The organism is Sulfitobacter litoralis, from assembly GCF_900103185.1.
Classification (GTDB): domain Bacteria; phylum Pseudomonadota; class Alphaproteobacteria; order Rhodobacterales; family Rhodobacteraceae; genus Sulfitobacter; species Sulfitobacter litoralis.
In genome coordinates this window covers 23,348-38,714 of sequence record NZ_FNJD01000027.1, presented here as the reverse complement: position 1 = coordinate 38,714, position 15,367 = coordinate 23,348, and the positions used below count along the sequence as shown (strand labels likewise).

Here is a 15,367-nt window from a genome sequence, read left to right as displayed (position 1 = left end):
ACCCAAGGCAAAATCGAACGCTGGCACCAGACCATGAAGAACCGGGTTCTGCTGGAAAACTACTACCTGCCAGGCGATCTTGAGCGTCAGATCGGGGCCTTCGTCGAATACTACAACAACCAGCGCTACCACGAGAGCCTGAACAACGTCACGCCAGCCGACGTCTACTTTGGCCGCGACAAAGCCATTCTGAGGGAAAGGGAAAAGATCAAGAAGCAGACAATCCGCCAACGTCGCTTGCAACACCAAAAACAAGCCGCATAATCAACTACACATACGAGCCAGAGCCTCCAATGCTCAAACCGCTCTGATGCCCCATTTTATATGACGACGGACAACCCGGATATAAATTTTTCGTTCCCGGGCTGTGCAGGCAATGTGCGCGCCGAGGATGTTACCGGTGCAGGATTTACGCTTGTGGTTGCGACACCTAGGCCAGCCACAACAGCCCGAAAAGCACGGGTGGTCTGGAGTGCACTCGGCGTGCCTGTCGAAATGGAACCGTTAGTGCTGCGGTCTCGACAGCTTGCGTTAGGGTAGAGCCATGTCCAGAGATTTGCACGGTATCCGGTCATTTCGAAACTCTGCTGAGTTCCTAGCTTCTTTCGCGCGCGATATGCATTTTCGCGACAAGGTCTACAGGGGTAGCCTGAAGCCAGTGAACCTTGCCTGTAGATATTAGCCGCTCATATCTTCCCCATGGCTGCCCATTATCAGATTATGGACGCTACTATCGCAATTCGGCATATACTAGTGTTTCGCCGTTAATTTGCGTGGTTTTTTGCGAGACAGATCAATTGAACCCTACAATACTTATAGTGCGGCAATTGAGTGCATAATCAGATCTGAACTATTTCAATGCACAAACTATGCCGCGCATGAGCCAGTAGGGTTGTAGGGTTTGGTTTTAATAGTCTTTTTTTCTCTCTTAACCTCACAGCACTAAAGCGTGTTTGGTTCAATTGCATCCATACGGGTGTAATTGAGTGCCCTTATAAAGAACGCACTGCCATATTCAGATATCTGAGTGGGGTGGAATACTTACGGCCGGCGTATCGCGACGGAATAACGCTACTTCTGAATTAACTCGAGGATAAGAAGAATGTCTGTAACGCTTGATGTCACTAGTAACCTATATTCCTATAGCGGTGATTTAATATCACTCGGCGACGTTGCAGTTCTGCCTAACTTCGGAAACGTGTCCGGGGATATAAGTATCACAGATGATGACGGCACACTCGCGCCATCTGAAGTTACCACGATCTCCATCGACGGTTCCGACGAAACAGCGACTTATGTCGGTACTGCTACCTTTAACGGTTACGATTCAGGCCTATTGGGTGGGGTGCTGGGTGCGCTGCTTGGATCCACGGAAGCCGCTGTTTTCGAAACGTCGACCGGTTTATATTTGTACGCGCCCGATGGGTTCCCCGTAGCGAGCGGTCTTGCGACCACCATATCGATAGATACGTCCGCGTCGTTTGATCTATCGCCAAGCAACCCCGGCATCGTCGATGGTACAAGCGGCGATGACAATATGGATGTCTATGAGGGGCCCGGCGACTACGAAGATGGCGATGGTGACCGAATTACTGACTACGATGCCGGCAGTATATTTGGCGGATATCAATCAGGCGATGACACAATCTACGGCTATGGCGGCAATGACACCATTCGCGCCGGTAGCGGCGATGACATCATCGATGGCGGCACCGGCAACGATAACCTGTCCGGAGAAGCCGGCGATGACACTATATCGGGTGGCGCTGGTGAGGATACGATCTTTGGTGGGGCTGGCAATGATAGCATTTCGGGCGGCGAAGGCGACGATGTCATCTCGGGTGGGACGGGTCACGACATTGTTTATGGCGGCGATGGGAATGATACTTGGCTGGCAGATGGCACAGACAGTGGTAGCGATACTGTATCTTTAGAAGATGGCGATGATATCGCTGAGGTTGGGTTCTTTACCCCCTCTGTCGGCCCGGAATCGATCGATGGCGGAGCTGGAAGCGACACAATCGCGCTAGACGCCAGCGTAGTCGCGTCATTTGACCTAGGTGTTGCGCTGACAGACGATGGATCTGCAGCGGATACAACCGTTGGCGCAACGGATTTCCAAACCGAACTATACAACTTTGAAAACATCCGAGGGAATGACGCGAACAACGTCCTTATAGGGAACTCCGAAGCCAACAAGCTTTGGGGGGCAGGCGGTACCGACGAGCTATCCGGCCGCGGTGGCGACGATATGCTTGATGGCGGGGACGGTGACGACACGCTGTCCGGTGGGGCAGGCGCAGATGAAATCTACGGCGGTGCAGGCGTCGATCAAATTGATGGCGGGGATGACGATGATATCATCGATGGGGGTGCGGGCGCAGATATTTTAAGCGGAGGTTCAGGGGACGATACATTCGTTGTGCAGTCTGCCGCTGATGCTCAGGGCGATGTTGTCATCGGTGGGACGGGCCCTGATGATACGACCGATCAAGACCGCATCGACCTTAGCGCTCTGGATCGCGGCAGCTACACCATCAATGCAACCGAGGATACATCAGACAGCGGCGCGCTGAAGGGCACCGTGAACTTCGACACTGGCGAAACGCTTACCTTTAGCGGGATTGAAATTATCTGTTTTGCGGCGGGTACGGAAATAATAACGTCAGAAGGTCCAGTAAATGTCGAAGACCTAGCGGTCGGTGCTCAGGTGCTGACAATGGATCGGGGGATGCAGCCTGTGCGTTGGATCGGAAGCAGGGCGCTTGGCCCGCAAGAGCTCGCTGCACGCCCCAAGCTGAAACCTATCAGAATTTCCGCAGGGGCGCTTGGAAACGGCACGCCGATGAAAGATCTGGTCGTTTCGCGGCAGCATAGAATCCTTGTGCGTTCAGTGATCGCAGAGCGCATGTTCGATGTGCAGGAAATTCTAGTAGCCGCTATCAAACTAGTTGGACTGCCGGGGATCGAAGTGGTCGAAGACGCCGATAGTGTGGAGTATTTTCACATACTGTTCGATCAACACGAAATCATCTTTTCCAACAGCGCCGCAACGGAAAGCCTGTTCACTGGGCCCGAAGCTTTGAAAGCTGTGACCGAAGATGCGCGCGCTGAAATTCTTGAACTATTCCCGGATATTGCAACGCGCACAGCGTTGCTGCCGGTGCGGCACATCCCGGAAAAGGGAGCATGGGTAAAGCGCTTGGTCGAGCGTCATGCCAAGAATAACAAGGCTCTCATGAATTAAATATTCACCTGTTCGTCATAGGTTTTTCCGAAATTCATAGGTTTGGGCGCATGGTGCCTTGCTGCGGACAGGTCAGGTGGCGCGCCTGCTGTCCGCTTTTTGACCAGGTTTGGCTTCATGATTGGGTAAGCCTTCTATGGAAGGCTGTTGGCGATCGCTCGCGAGGTTCATTTGCTGCACGACAAGCGTTTTTCATCTATTTTACACTAAGATTTTACGAGGCTGAGCATGGCTAAGAAAATAACAAAAGCGATTTTTCCAGTGGCTGGTTTGGGAACGCGGTTTTTGCCCGCGACGAAATCTGTTCCCAAAGAGATCATGACCCTGGTCGATCGCCCGCTGGTGCAATACGCCATCGACGAAGCTCGCGCGGCCGGAATCAAGGAATTCATCTTTGTCACATCCCGCGGCAAGGGTGCGCTGGAGGACTACTTTGACCACTCTCCCGTGCTGGAACAGGAACTGCGCTCCAAAGGCAAAACAGAGCTGTTGGAGATCCTTAAAGACACCAATATGGACAGCGGTGCCATCGCCTATATCCGCCAGCACAAAGCACTTGGTCTGGGCCACGCCGTATGGTGCGCCCGTCGTCTGATCGGCAACGAACCCTTTGCGGTGATGCTGCCTGATGACGTGATCGCTGCCGACAAGCCCTGCCTGCAACAGATGATCGAAGCCTACAATGAAACCGGTGGAAACATGGTTGCGGCGATGGAAGTGAACCCTGAAAAGTCCTCTTCTTACGGTATGTTGGACATTGATGACGGTCCATCTGACGGGGCCTTGGTCAAGGTCAAAGGCATGGTCGAAAAGCCCAAAGCCGAAGACGCACCGTCGAACCTTGCCGTGATCGGCCGCTATATCCTGTCGCCAAACGTACTGAAGAACCTGAACCAGCTGAAGTCCGGCTCGGGCGGGGAAATCCAGCTGACAGATGCCATCGCGGCAGAACTGACCCAAGGCAATGATGTCTATGGCTACCGTTTCAAGGGCCAGCGTTTCGACTGTGGTTCCAAGTCCGGTTTCTTGCAGGCGACCGTGTCTTTCGGCTTGGCGCGTGAAGAGCTGCGCGATGATCTTCTGGGTCATTTGAAGGTCAACTTGACGGCTGCCCGACTGGGACACTAATCTGCCGGGACGATACCTGAGGTTTTTACAGCGTCCGTGCGCAAAAACATAACCCGCGCGGTATTCCTCCATAAACAGAACCCTTGGCAGTTCCCAAGCAGTTCAGCGGCCCGCTTCTGTATCCACCCCCGCACACAACCGCGCATCCCCATCATCGCTAGTCCTTGCAGTTCATCCGCCTTGGCGCGAGGTTGCAGGTCAGTGTCGGTTACGCGCTTTGGGAGAAGCGGCGCGGCTGAGGGTATAAACGGGAGGGAATTTTGATGACGGTTGATGCAGATCAGTTAAGAGAATTTGCCACGGCAATTCTGGCGCATGCAGGGAAGGATAAAGACAGGGCCAAGCAGGTTGCCGCACGGTTGGTTGGTGCCAATCTGGCGGGGCATGATAGCCACGGTGTCGGGATGATCCCTGCGTATGTGGATGGCATCCTTGCAGGGCAGCTAGACCCTTTGGCTGACATTGAACTGGTGCAGGACAAAGGGCCATTCCTGCTGGTGGACGGCCATCGGGGCTTTGGTCATATCATCGCAGAGCAGGCGATGGCGCTTGCGATTGACCGCGCCCACAGCAGCCACTTTGCAGTGCTGTCCTTGCGCAACAGCTTTCATCTGGGTCGGCTGGGAGATTGGGGCACCATGGCGGCAGAGGCGGGGTTTATCTGCATTCTGTACGCGAATGTTCAGTCCTCGAGGCCTCTTGTGGCGCCGTTTGGCGGTAGTGACGCACGTTTTGTCACCAATCCTTATTGTACCGCGATACCTGCGACCGAAAAGCACCCGATGTTTGTGCTGGATATGGCGACCAGCACCATTGCCATGGGCAAGGCACGTGTTGCGCAGCTAAGTGGGAAGCCGGCACCCGAGGGGGCGTTGATCGATGCGCAGGGCGCTCCGACGCGTGATCCGTCGGTGGTGTTTGACGGTGCGGGCGGGGCGCTGACGGCATTTGGACAGCACAAGGGGTTTGGCTTGGCCTTGCTGGGGGATATCTTGGGTGGATCATTCAGCGGGGGCGGGGCCTATGCGCCGACCCGCGAAGTGCCGGACCGAATTGTGAATAACATGATGGCGATCCTGATCGATCCGAATGTCTTTGGTCTGGCAGAGAGCTTTGGCGTGGATGTGGACAGCTATACCGATTGGGTCAAGGCGTCGCCGGCGGCACCTGATACATCCGGCGTGCAGTTTCCGGGGGACCCTGAGCGGCGCAGCACAGCAGAGCGGTTGGCAAACGGGATCCCGCTTGATGCGGGCACTTTGGCGCAGCTGTCGGAGGCGGCGCGTAAGGCGGGGGTTCCCGAGGCCGCGCATCTTTCCTCTACCCCAGATTGACATCACCCCGGCGGCAGCGTTTTTCACGCGGTCTTTTGTTGACAGGACGAAAGCTGCACTCGTATCCTTTTCCACAGGGCGGAACCACGTTTCACAAGAAAACGGGCCGCTAACCCTGCCGCAAACGCGAATGGTTTGCGCGGCAGGATTTTCTGGGAGGAAGATATGAACGTATTAACAACGACGGTCGTGGCCTTTGGTCTTACGGCTTCTATCGCGGCCGCGCAGGATTTTGATCTGCCCAAACAGCTGAGCTGGACGGCCTATGACACCGGTTCTGCAGGCTATAACCAAGCGGTGGCGATTGGTGCCGCGCTGCAAGATGCGACAGAGGTCAACCTGCGGGTTCTGCCTGGCAAGAATGACGTGTCGCGCACAGAGCCGCTGCGTCAGGGGCGGGTTGAATTCTCGGCCACGGGCGTGGGCGGCAGCTTTATGGCGCAGGAAGGTGTGTTTGATTTCGGTGCCGAAAACTGGGGCCCGCAGCCCATCCGCGTGCTGCTGGCGAACAACGGTGGCGCGATTAACCTCGCGGTTGGTGTCGCGGGCGACCTGGGGATCGAAACCTACGCTGACCTCAAGGGTAAACGCGTGTCCTATATCGTTGGCGCACCTGCTTTGAACGTGAACACCGAAGCCTATCTGGCCTATGGCGGCCTGACATGGGACGATGTGGAGCGGGTTGATTTCGGTGGCTTTGGTGCCAGCTGGACCGGTCTGATCGAAGGGCAGGTCGATGCGGCCTTTGCATCCACCAACTCAGGCAAAGCCTATGAGGCCGAAGCCGGTCCGCGCGGGCTGTTCTGGCCCCCGATTGATCCCGAAGACACCGACGGCTTTGCCCGTATGCAAGAGGTCGCACCCTTCTTTAATATCAACAAAGCCAAGGTCGGGGCCACCATTGACGGCACCGACGGCTATCAGGGGGCCGGCTATGCCTATCCCGTGCTGACCGCGATTGCGGCCACGGACGAAGGACTGGTTTATAACATGACCAAAGCGATGGTAGAGCTGTTCCCGAAATACGACGGCAATTCCCCCGGTATCGGTGGCTGGGCGCTGGACAAACAGAATATGGAATGGGTGGTGCCCTACCACGAAGGGGCGATCCGCTACTTCAAAGAGGTAGATGCGTGGTCCGATACGGCGCAGGCGCATAACGACAAGCTTGTGCAACGCCAAGAAGCGCTGACGGCTGCGTGGGAAGCGACCAAAGCGGCAAACCCTTCTGACTGGGAAGCCGCCTGGTCCGAGGCACGCCGCAAGGCGCTGAAAGATGGCGGGTTCTCCGTCGTTTTCTAAACCTTGCCAAAGCTAAGGGCGGGCTGACCAATGTGTCGGCCCGTTCCTGCTATGCCAATTGCAGGCCCGTATCCCCAAACGAGAGAGCCCTCTTATGACGAATCCCGACACATCGCGTGCCCCGCAGTCAAAGTTTGAGGAAGTGGCGATCGACGGTGCCACCCCGGCCGAGCGCATCTCGGGACTGGCGCGTTGGGTTGTGGTCATCACGACGCTGCTGTCGCTGGTGTTGGTGGTAAACCAGCTGTTCAACCTTCAGATTATGGGGATCGTCCTGATTGACGGGCGGTATCTCTATATCCTTGGGGGCATGTTTCTGGCGCTGACGTTTCTGATTTTTCAGGCGAGGGGCGGCAAAGGCGGAGAGCCATCATTGCTAGACTGGGTGTTTTTCGCAGCGTCGGTAGGGACCACTGTCTATCTGTCGCAAACTGCGCAGCAGAACCTGTCGCAAGGGTGGGAATATGCAGCCCCTGATACGGCGCAATATGTGTCGGTCGTCTTCTTCTTTCTGATTCTGGAGGCAACGCGGCGGGCAGGCGGTCTGGTGCTGTTCCTGATTGTCACGCTCTTTGCGTTCTATCCAACCTTCGCGGGCCACGTGCCGGACCCTTTCTCGGGCTTCCAAAGCACGTTCCTGCAAACCGTGCCTTACCATATCTATTCGGCCGAAAGCTCTTTCGGCATTCCGATGAAGGCGTTTGGCGGCGTCGTGATCGGGTTCATCCTGTTCGGCGCGGTGCTGCAACGGACCGGCGGCGGGCAGTTTTTCAACGATCTGGCGCTTGGGCTTGTAGGCGGCTACCGCGGCGGGGCGGCGAAAGTGTCGATCTTTGCCAGCGGCTTTATGGGCTCCATGTCCGGCTCTGTCATTTCCAACGTGCTGACCACGGGGGCGGTCTCCATTCCCGCGATGCGCAAGACCGGATTTTCGGCCAAGACCGCTGCCGCAACAGAGGCCTGCGCCTCTACCGGCGGGGTGCTGATGCCGCCGATCATGGGGGCGACCGCCTTTGTCATGGCATCCTTTCTGTCACGTCCTTATGTCGAAATCGCCTTGGCCGCGGCCATCCCCAGCGTATTGTTCTACTGGGGGCTGTTTGCCCAGATCGACGCCTATTCCGCGAAACGCGGGCTGCGGGGTTTGCCCAAGCCTGACCTTCCGCGCCTGCGTCAGGTGATGATCGAAGGCTGGCCCTATATCTTCGTCTTCGCGCTGCTGCTCTATATGATGATCGGCCTGCGCAAGGAATCCTCTGCCCCGTTCTATGCCACGGCTTTGCTCTTGGTTGTGAATCAGTTCCGCGCCAGCCATCGTCTGAACTTTAGCCGACTTGGCAATATGATCGTCGGTGTCGGCATGGGTCTGTCAGAGCTGACGGCGATCCTGCTGGGTGTTGGCCTCATTGTCGGGTCTTTTTCGGCCACGGGGCTGGCGGGGACTTTGGTGAACGAGCTGGTGTTTCTCGCCGGCGACAGCACGTTGATCCTGTTGCTGATGGGCGCGATCACCGCGTTTATCTTTGGCATGGGGATGACGGTCACGGCCTGTTATATCTTCCTCGCCGTGGTGCTTGCCCCTGCGCTTGAGGCAGGCGGGTTGAACCAGTTGGCGGTGCATCTGTTCATCTTGTACTGGGGTATGGTCAGCTACATCACGCCGCCGGTCGCCCTTGGGGCTTTTGCGGCCTCTACCATGGCGGGGTCGAACCCGATTGCAACGGGGTTCGAAGCGATGCGCCTTGGCGGGGTGATCTATATCGCGCCCTTCTTCTTCGTGCTGAACCCTGCGTTAATCGGACAAGCCCCCGCGTGGGAGGTCGTCGTCGCGTTGAGCTGTGCGATGATCGGCGTGACGCTGATCTCGGCGGCGTTGCAGGGCTACATCAGCCTTGTCGGTCCGATAGAGGGCCGCGCCGCGCTGCCGATGCGGATCGCGCTGTTCTTTGGTGGCGTGCTGATTGCCATGCCTGAGAATGATCTGGCCGGCTTGGGCTATAGCCTGTCCTTTATCCTTGGTGCCGCCCTGTGTGCGCTGCCCATGATGCGCGCGTGGCAGGCGACCTCTGCCGCGCGCGTCGCGCCCTAGCCAATGGCCCTCGGGCGCGCGCAGGTTGCGTGCGCCCCCATCTACGCCCGCACCTGCGTGCGCCCGCAGGCTATATTTTAAGCGTTCCTGACCTCTATCGCCAAAAAATAAGGCGCGAGCGGTGGTGTGTCTGGTGACATGCCATTTTTTCTAGCGACTCTGCCGCTGCCCTAGGCATCTTGGCTCTGTGCCGAGAAAGGCAACACCGTCGCACGGCCAGCAATCCTGGCAGATGTAACAAGCCATGCGACGATCACAACAATATGCTGCGCCTCCTGTTTAACGTGCTTGGGGGCCCCAGAAAAGTGCGTTCTGACGCAAGGGGTAGCAGCGCCAACAGGGGATAGAAAATGACAACATTCACCAAACTCGCTGCCTGCGCGACTGCCGCGCTGATGGGCTCCACCTCGCTGGTGATGGCGCAGGATTGTGCCGATCCGGTCAAGGTCGGCGTGCTGCACTCGCTGTCGGGGACCATGGCGATTTCCGAGACGACGTTGAAAGACACCATGCTGATGTTGATCGACGCGCAGAACGAAAAAGGCGGCGTACTGGGCTGTCAGATCGAGGCGGTCGTGGTTGACCCTGCCTCTGACTGGCCATTGTTTGCTGAGAAAGCACGCGAGCTGCTGACCGTGAACGAAGTCGACGTGATCTTTGGCAACTGGACATCCGTGTCGCGCAAATCCGTGCTGCCCGTCATCGAAGAGCTGAACGGTCTGCTGTTCTACCCCGTGCAATATGAGGGTGAGGAATCGTCCAAGAACGTGTTCTACACCGGTGCCGCCCCCAACCAGCAGGCGATTCCTGCGGTGGATTACTTCCTCGAAGAACTGGGCGTCGAGAAATTCGCACTGCTCGGCACCGACTATGTCTACCCGCGCACCACCAACAACATCCTGAAATCCTACCTGATGTCCAAGGGCATCGCCGAAGAAGACATCTTTGTGAACTACACACCATTCGGTCAATCCGATTGGGCAACGATCGTGGGCGATGTTGTGGCACTGGGCGAGGACGGCAAGCAGGTCGGCGTTGTATCGACCATCAACGGCGACGCGAACATCGGCTTTTACAAGGAACTCGCCGCGGCGGATGTGTCGGCTGACGATATTCCGGTTGTTGCGTTCTCGGTCGGCGAAGAAGAGCTGTCAGGTCTCGATACGTCAAACCTTGTCGGGCATCTGGCAGCGTGGAACTACTTTATGTCCGCAGATACCCCCGCGAATGCCGAATTTATCCAACAGTGGAAAACATCTATCGGCGACGACAAGCGCGTGACGAACGACCCGATGGAGGCGCATTACATCGGCTTTAACATGTGGGTGAACGCGGTTGAACAAGCCGGGACCACCGATGTCGATGCCGTGCGCAGCGCCATGTACGGGCAGACCTTCCCGAACCTGACAGGCGGCACCGCCGAGATGCTGGTGAACCACCACCTGTCCAAGCCCGTCCTCATTGGCGAGATCACAGCCGACGGGCAGTTCGACATCATCAGCCAGACCGATCCTGTCGAAGGCGACGCGTGGACAGATTTCCTGCCCGAAAGCGCTGTGCTCACGTCCGACTGGAAAGAGCTGGAATGCGGCATGTACAACACCGAAACGGAAACATGCGTTCAGTTGACCTCTAACTACTGATCCTGAACGTCGGGGCGGCAGCATGTCTGGCCGCCCCCACCACCATATTTCCTAGATTTACCACAAGGGTCTCCTATGTTCCGCCACCTGTTAATGCTCCTCTGTTGGGTGGGCATCGTGGGCGCGGCACAGGCGCAAGATTTGCAGCCCGTGCTTCAAGGCCATGCCGAAGAAATCGCCAAACCCTCGCGCAGCTCTGTGTCTGTCGCGCTGGACGATCTGGCCGCCTCTGGCGCGCCACAGGTCAGTGTTTTTCTAGAGCAGTGGCAGGACAAAGGGGTCTGGCAGCGCGAGGCCGACGGTGTGTTCTTTTTCGGGACCGAGACAGGCGATGATCTGACCTTGCGCGATATTGACACCGGTGCGGAAAGCTCGGCACCGACAAATGGCTTTTCGCAGCTAAAGCCCAATGGCGGTGTGCGCCGGCTGATCGGGACGGCTTTGGTGCAATTCCAGCTAACCGATCCCGATCTTGCGCGCCGCCAAAGCGCTGTCGATTCCATCGCCCGCCGACCCGAGGCCGACCAGCTTGGTCCCCTGCGCGCATCGATAGAGGCAGAGCCGGACGCGGCATTGAAGGCGCGGAAAATACAGTTGACCAATTTCCTATCTGCCAGCTTTGGCGACACATCCGAGGAGCGCATCGCGGCGATCACATCAATGGCGACCGATACCTCAATCGAAGCGCGGGCCGTGATGAACCAGATATTGTCGACCAAGACGGCAACCCCGTCTCAAACGCCCTCTGGCAATGTCGCGCGGGTGCTGACGTCAGGCGATGATCTTTCACAGGCTGATGCCTATGCCCAGCTTGTGGCAGCGGGTCTTGCACCGACCATTATTTCCGCCGCTGCAATCCGCGAGGCCTTGGCTGCTCATGTCGTTGGCGGGCGGGTCGGGGGCATTCCTACCTCACAGCTGGATACCGATGCCGGACGCGCCAAGGCCTATGCCGCACTTGCCGCCGCAGGCACCGTGCCGCCACTTGTGACAGAGCTGGACCAGCAAAGCGCCGTGGCGGACATGAACTTCTACGAGGTGTATGACGAGCCCGACAGCGCTGTCACAGACGCCGCGCGGGCCACACTCGACAGTATTGAAACCCGCGTTGCCGCTGCCCAAACTGTTGACCTGACGCTGGACGCGCTGTCGCTTGCGTCGATTTATTTCCTTGCCGCGATTGGTCTTGCCATCACCTTTGGGGTGATGGGAGTCATCAACATGGCGCATGGCGAGTTTATCATGATGGGGGCCTATACCGGCTACGTCGTTCAGCTTTTCGTGCCAGATTACACGCTGTCGATCATCATCGCCCTGCCGCTGGCCTTTGCGGTAACTTTCGCCGCCGGTGTGGTGATGGAGCGGTTGGTGATCCGTCATCTCTACCACCGCCCGCTAGAGACATTGCTGGCGACCTTTGGCATCTCGATCGCGTTGCAACAGCTGGCCAAGAACATCTTTGGCACGCAGGCACGGCCACTTACATCTCCGGGCTGGCTAGACGGGGCTTGGGTGATCTCGGATGTGATCCAGATCAGCTATATCCGCATTGCGATCTTCGTGCTGGCGTTGCTGTTTCTGGGGCTGATCCTGTTTGTGCTCAAACGCACACGATTGGGGCTCGAGGTGCGGGCCGTAACGCAGAACCCCGGTATGGCGGCCAGCATGGGCATCAATCCCGACCGCATCAATATGATGACCTTTGGTCTTGGGTCCGGCATCGCGGGGATCGCGGGGGTGGCCATCGGGCTCTATGCCAAGGTCACGTCTGAGATGGGGGCCGACTATATCGTGCAATCCTTCATGACTGTGGTCGTGGGGGGCGTCGGTAATGTCTGGGGCACGCTTGCGGGCGCGTCGCTGATCGGCTTCCTGCAAAAGGGGATCGAATGGTTCAACCCGTCCAATACCCTCGCAGCACAGACGTATATGGTGCTGTTCATCATCCTGTTCATTCAATTCCGTCCCAAGGGCATCGTTGCCCAAAAGGGTCGGGCAGCGGCGGATTGATCCATGCGTAAAACATTCCTTTCACAAAACCCCTCTGTCATGTGGTTCATCGCCTTTCTGGGGCTATTCACTTTGGCTGTCGCAATCGGGTCAGAGGCAACAGGCACCGGCCTTATCTCTACCTCGATGGTCAAGACCTTGGGTAAGACGCTGTGCCTGTGTCTCATCGCCATCGCAATGGATGTGGTCTGGGGGTATTGCGGTATCCTAAGCCTTGGGCACTTTGCCTTCTTCGGCATCGGCGGCTACGCCATCGGCATGTGGCTGATGTATGCGCGGACCGAAGGCATCGTTATGACCAGTCTCGAAGGCCACGTTATCCCGCCCACGCCGCAAGAGGTGCAGGACGCCATCGGCAATCAGATTTTCGGCGTCGTTGGTAGCTCTGACTTTCCGTGGCTCTGGGCGTTCTCGGACAGTCTGTTTCTGCAACTGCTGATGGTGGTGATCGTGCCGGGGCTTCTGGCACTGGTTTTTGGCTGGCTGGCGTTCCGGAGCCGTGTGACGGGCGTTTACTTGTCGATCCTGACGCAGGCGATGACGTTGGCCCTGTCACTGTGGCTGTTCCAGAACGACAGTGGCTTGCGCGGTAACAACGGGCTGTCAGGGTTGCAGAATATTCCGGGGTACGAAGACACTTCGCAGGCGACCACAAGCCTTGTGTTCTTTATGGGGTCAGCGCTGGCGCTGGCGCTTGGGTATATCCTCTTTGCTTGGGTGGTGTCGGGCAAGATGGGCAGCGTGGTGCAAGGCATCCGCGACAACGAGGCCCGCGTCCGCTTTCTTGGCTACCGGGTGGAACGCTACAAGCTGTTCATCTTTACCCTCACCGCCGTGATCGCGGGTATCGCCGGGGCGCTATATTACCCGCAGGCCGGTATCATCAATCCGGCCGAGATCGCGCCGATTGCGTCGATCTATCTGGCGGTCTGGGTCGCGATTGGCGGGCGCGGGCGGCTTTACGGCGCGGTGATCGGGGCGGCGTTTGTGTCATTGCTTTCCAGCTGGTTCACGGGCGGCGGCGCACCTGCCATTAACCTCGGGTTCTATACGATCCTATGGACTGACTGGTGGCTGGTTCTGCTTGGCGTATCCTTTGTTTGCGTCACCTTGTTCTTCCCCAAGGGGATCGGCGGCCTGTTTGATTATCTGGTGAGGAAACCGTCATGAACGATACCCTGTTAGAAGTCTCTGGCGTGTCAAAATCCTTTGACGGGTTCAAAGCGATCAACAACTTGTCGATCCAGATCGCAGAGCCCGAACTGCGTGCCGTGATCGGGCCCAACGGGGCGGGCAAGACCACCTTTATGGACATCATCACGGGCAAGACACGCCCCGACAGTGGCCATGTCGTCTGGGGGGAGCGGAATATATCGCTGCTTGGCATGTCAGAGGCGGATATCGCGAACGAAGGAGTGGGGCGCAAGTTTCAGAAACCCACCGTGTTCGAGGCGCAGACCGTGCGGCAGAACCTTGCCATGGCGCTGAAGAACCCGCGCGGGCCGCTGGCAGTGTTGCTGCACCGCAAGACCCCGTCCAACGCTGCGCGGATCGAAGGCATCGCGGCAGAGATCGGCCTGACCGAAAGTTTGACCCGCATCGCCGGAGAGTTGAGCCACGGCCAGAAACAATGGCTGGAGATCGGCATGTTGCTGGCACAGGAGCCGCGTCTGCTGTTGGTTGATGAACCCGCCGCCGGCATGACGGTAGAGGAACGCGAAAAGACCACCGACATTCTGAAACGTGCCGCCAAGACCCGCGCCGTGGTGGTGGTGGAACATGACATGGAATTCGTGCGCAGGCTCGACTGCAAGGTCACGGTGCTGCACGAAGGATCGGTGCTGGCCGAAGGCAGTTTGGACCACGTGACATCCAACCCGAAAGTGATCGAAGTTTATCTGGGGCGTGGCCATGCTTGAAGTTGAAAATCTGGACCTGCACTATGGTCAAAGCCGCATTCTTTACGAGGTGTCCTTTCAGGCCCCCAAGGGGCAGATCACAACCTTGATCGGCAATAACGGGGTGGGGAAGACCTCCACCCTCAAGGCGATTGCAGGCCGGCATCCGGCGTCGGCGGGGACGATTACGGTTGATGGAACCCCTGTACGTTTGACCACAGCCTTTCAGGCGGCGAATGCGGGCATTGCTTATGTGCCGCAGGGGCGCGAGGTTTTCCCGATGATGACGGTTGAAGAGAACCTTGAGACGGGGTTTGCCTGCCTACCCAAGGCCGAGCATCACATTCCCGACCATATCTACGACCTGTTCCCCGTCCTGCGTGACATGAAAGCGCGGCGCGGGGGCGATCTGTCGGGCGGGCAGCAGCAACAGCTTGCCATCGCGCGGGCGCTGATCACACGGCCGCGGGTTTTGTTGCTGGACGAACCGACCGAAGGCATCCAGCCCAATGTGATCCAGCAGATCGGAGACGCTCTACGGTTGTTGCGCAGCCTAGGCGAGATGGCGATTGTGCTGGTCGAACAGAACGCCGATTTTGCCTATGCGCTGGGCGATAGCTTTATCGTGGTCGAAGGCGGGCGCAACGGTACGCGCAAGCTAAAGGCAGATTATACCAAGGACATGCTGATTGCTGATCTGGCGCTTTAGCCCGCGC

At 57.6% G+C, this 15,367-nt stretch carries 11 protein-coding genes; all 11 read left to right on the top strand.

Annotation, left to right across the window (positions count from 1 at the left end):
* Positions 1-264, top strand: a 264-nt coding sequence (locus tag BLQ98_RS16335) for an integrase core domain-containing protein (protein ID WP_141135360.1), incomplete at its 5' end; no start/stop codon positions are given.
* A gap of 838 nt (positions 265-1,102) precedes the next feature.
* Positions 1,103-3,247, top strand: a complete 2,145-nt coding sequence (locus tag BLQ98_RS16330) for a Hint domain-containing protein (RefSeq protein ID WP_093734308.1) — start codon at positions 1,103-1,105, stop codon at positions 3,245-3,247.
* 228 nt (positions 3,248-3,475) lie between these two features.
* Positions 3,476-4,375 carry a UTP--glucose-1-phosphate uridylyltransferase GalU gene (galU, locus tag BLQ98_RS16325; RefSeq protein ID WP_093734307.1) on the top strand — a complete coding sequence of 300 codons (900 nt, stop codon included), beginning with the start codon at positions 3,476-3,478 and terminating at the stop codon, positions 4,373-4,375.
* Positions 4,376-4,638: 263 nt separating this feature from the next.
* Positions 4,639-5,709, top strand: coding sequence for a malate/lactate/ureidoglycolate dehydrogenase (locus BLQ98_RS16320; protein ID WP_093734306.1), 1,071 nt, complete (start codon positions 4,639-4,641; stop codon positions 5,707-5,709).
* 165 nt (positions 5,710-5,874) lie between these two features.
* Positions 5,875-7,011, top strand: a complete 1,137-nt coding sequence (locus BLQ98_RS16315) for a TAXI family TRAP transporter solute-binding subunit (RefSeq protein WP_093734305.1) — start codon at positions 5,875-5,877, stop codon at positions 7,009-7,011.
* Between the two features lie 94 nt (positions 7,012-7,105).
* On the top strand, positions 7,106-9,100 hold the full coding sequence (locus BLQ98_RS16310) for a TRAP transporter permease (protein WP_093734304.1): 1,995 nt from the start codon (positions 7,106-7,108) through the stop codon (positions 9,098-9,100).
* A gap of 350 nt (positions 9,101-9,450) precedes the next feature.
* Positions 9,451-10,743, top strand: a complete 1,293-nt coding sequence (gene urtA, locus BLQ98_RS16305; protein ID WP_093734303.1) for an urea ABC transporter substrate-binding protein — start codon at positions 9,451-9,453, stop codon at positions 10,741-10,743.
* A gap of 75 nt (positions 10,744-10,818) precedes the next feature.
* Positions 10,819-12,753: an urea ABC transporter permease subunit UrtB gene (urtB, locus tag BLQ98_RS16300; protein WP_093734302.1), complete on the top strand. Its 1,935-nt coding sequence runs from the start codon at positions 10,819-10,821 to the stop codon at positions 12,751-12,753.
* Between the two features lie 3 nt (positions 12,754-12,756).
* Positions 12,757-13,923, top strand: a complete 1,167-nt coding sequence (urtC, locus tag BLQ98_RS16295) for an urea ABC transporter permease subunit UrtC (RefSeq protein WP_093734301.1) — start codon at positions 12,757-12,759, stop codon at positions 13,921-13,923.
* The gene (urtD, locus tag BLQ98_RS16290; RefSeq protein ID WP_005851852.1) at positions 13,920-14,672 is read left to right on the top strand and encodes an urea ABC transporter ATP-binding protein UrtD; all 753 of its coding nucleotides are present in this window, start codon (positions 13,920-13,922) and stop codon (positions 14,670-14,672) included. Before urtC ends, urtD begins: the two co-directional genes overlap by 4 nt.
* Complete coding sequence (gene urtE / locus BLQ98_RS16285) at positions 14,665-15,360, top strand: urea ABC transporter ATP-binding subunit UrtE (RefSeq protein WP_093734300.1); 696 nt, start codon at positions 14,665-14,667, stop codon at positions 15,358-15,360. Before urtD ends, urtE begins: the two co-directional genes overlap by 8 nt.
* Positions 15,361-15,367 lie beyond the last annotated feature (7 nt).

Excerpts from the sequence above, each read along its gene's own strand:
- urtB (WP_093734302.1), top strand. The coding sequence starts at position 10,819 with ATGTTCCGCCACCTGTTAATGCTCCTCTGTTGGGTGGGCATCGTGGGC.
- BLQ98_RS16315 (WP_093734305.1), top strand. The coding sequence starts at position 5,875 with ATGAACGTATTAACAACGACGGTCGTGGCCTTTGGTCTTACGGCTTCT.
- BLQ98_RS16330 (WP_093734308.1), top strand. The coding sequence starts at position 1,103 with ATGTCTGTAACGCTTGATGTCACTAGTAACCTATATTCCTATAGCGGT.
- BLQ98_RS16310 (WP_093734304.1), top strand. The coding sequence starts at position 7,106 with ATGACGAATCCCGACACATCGCGTGCCCCGCAGTCAAAGTTTGAGGAA.
- urtD (WP_005851852.1), top strand. The coding sequence starts at position 13,920 with ATGAACGATACCCTGTTAGAAGTCTCTGGCGTGTCAAAATCCTTTGAC.
- BLQ98_RS16320 (WP_093734306.1), top strand. The coding sequence starts at position 4,639 with ATGACGGTTGATGCAGATCAGTTAAGAGAATTTGCCACGGCAATTCTG.
- urtA (WP_093734303.1), top strand. The coding sequence starts at position 9,451 with ATGACAACATTCACCAAACTCGCTGCCTGCGCGACTGCCGCGCTGATG.
- urtC (WP_093734301.1), top strand. The coding sequence starts at position 12,757 with ATGCGTAAAACATTCCTTTCACAAAACCCCTCTGTCATGTGGTTCATC.
- galU (WP_093734307.1), top strand. The coding sequence starts at position 3,476 with ATGGCTAAGAAAATAACAAAAGCGATTTTTCCAGTGGCTGGTTTGGGA.
- urtE (WP_093734300.1), top strand. The coding sequence starts at position 14,665 with ATGCTTGAAGTTGAAAATCTGGACCTGCACTATGGTCAAAGCCGCATT.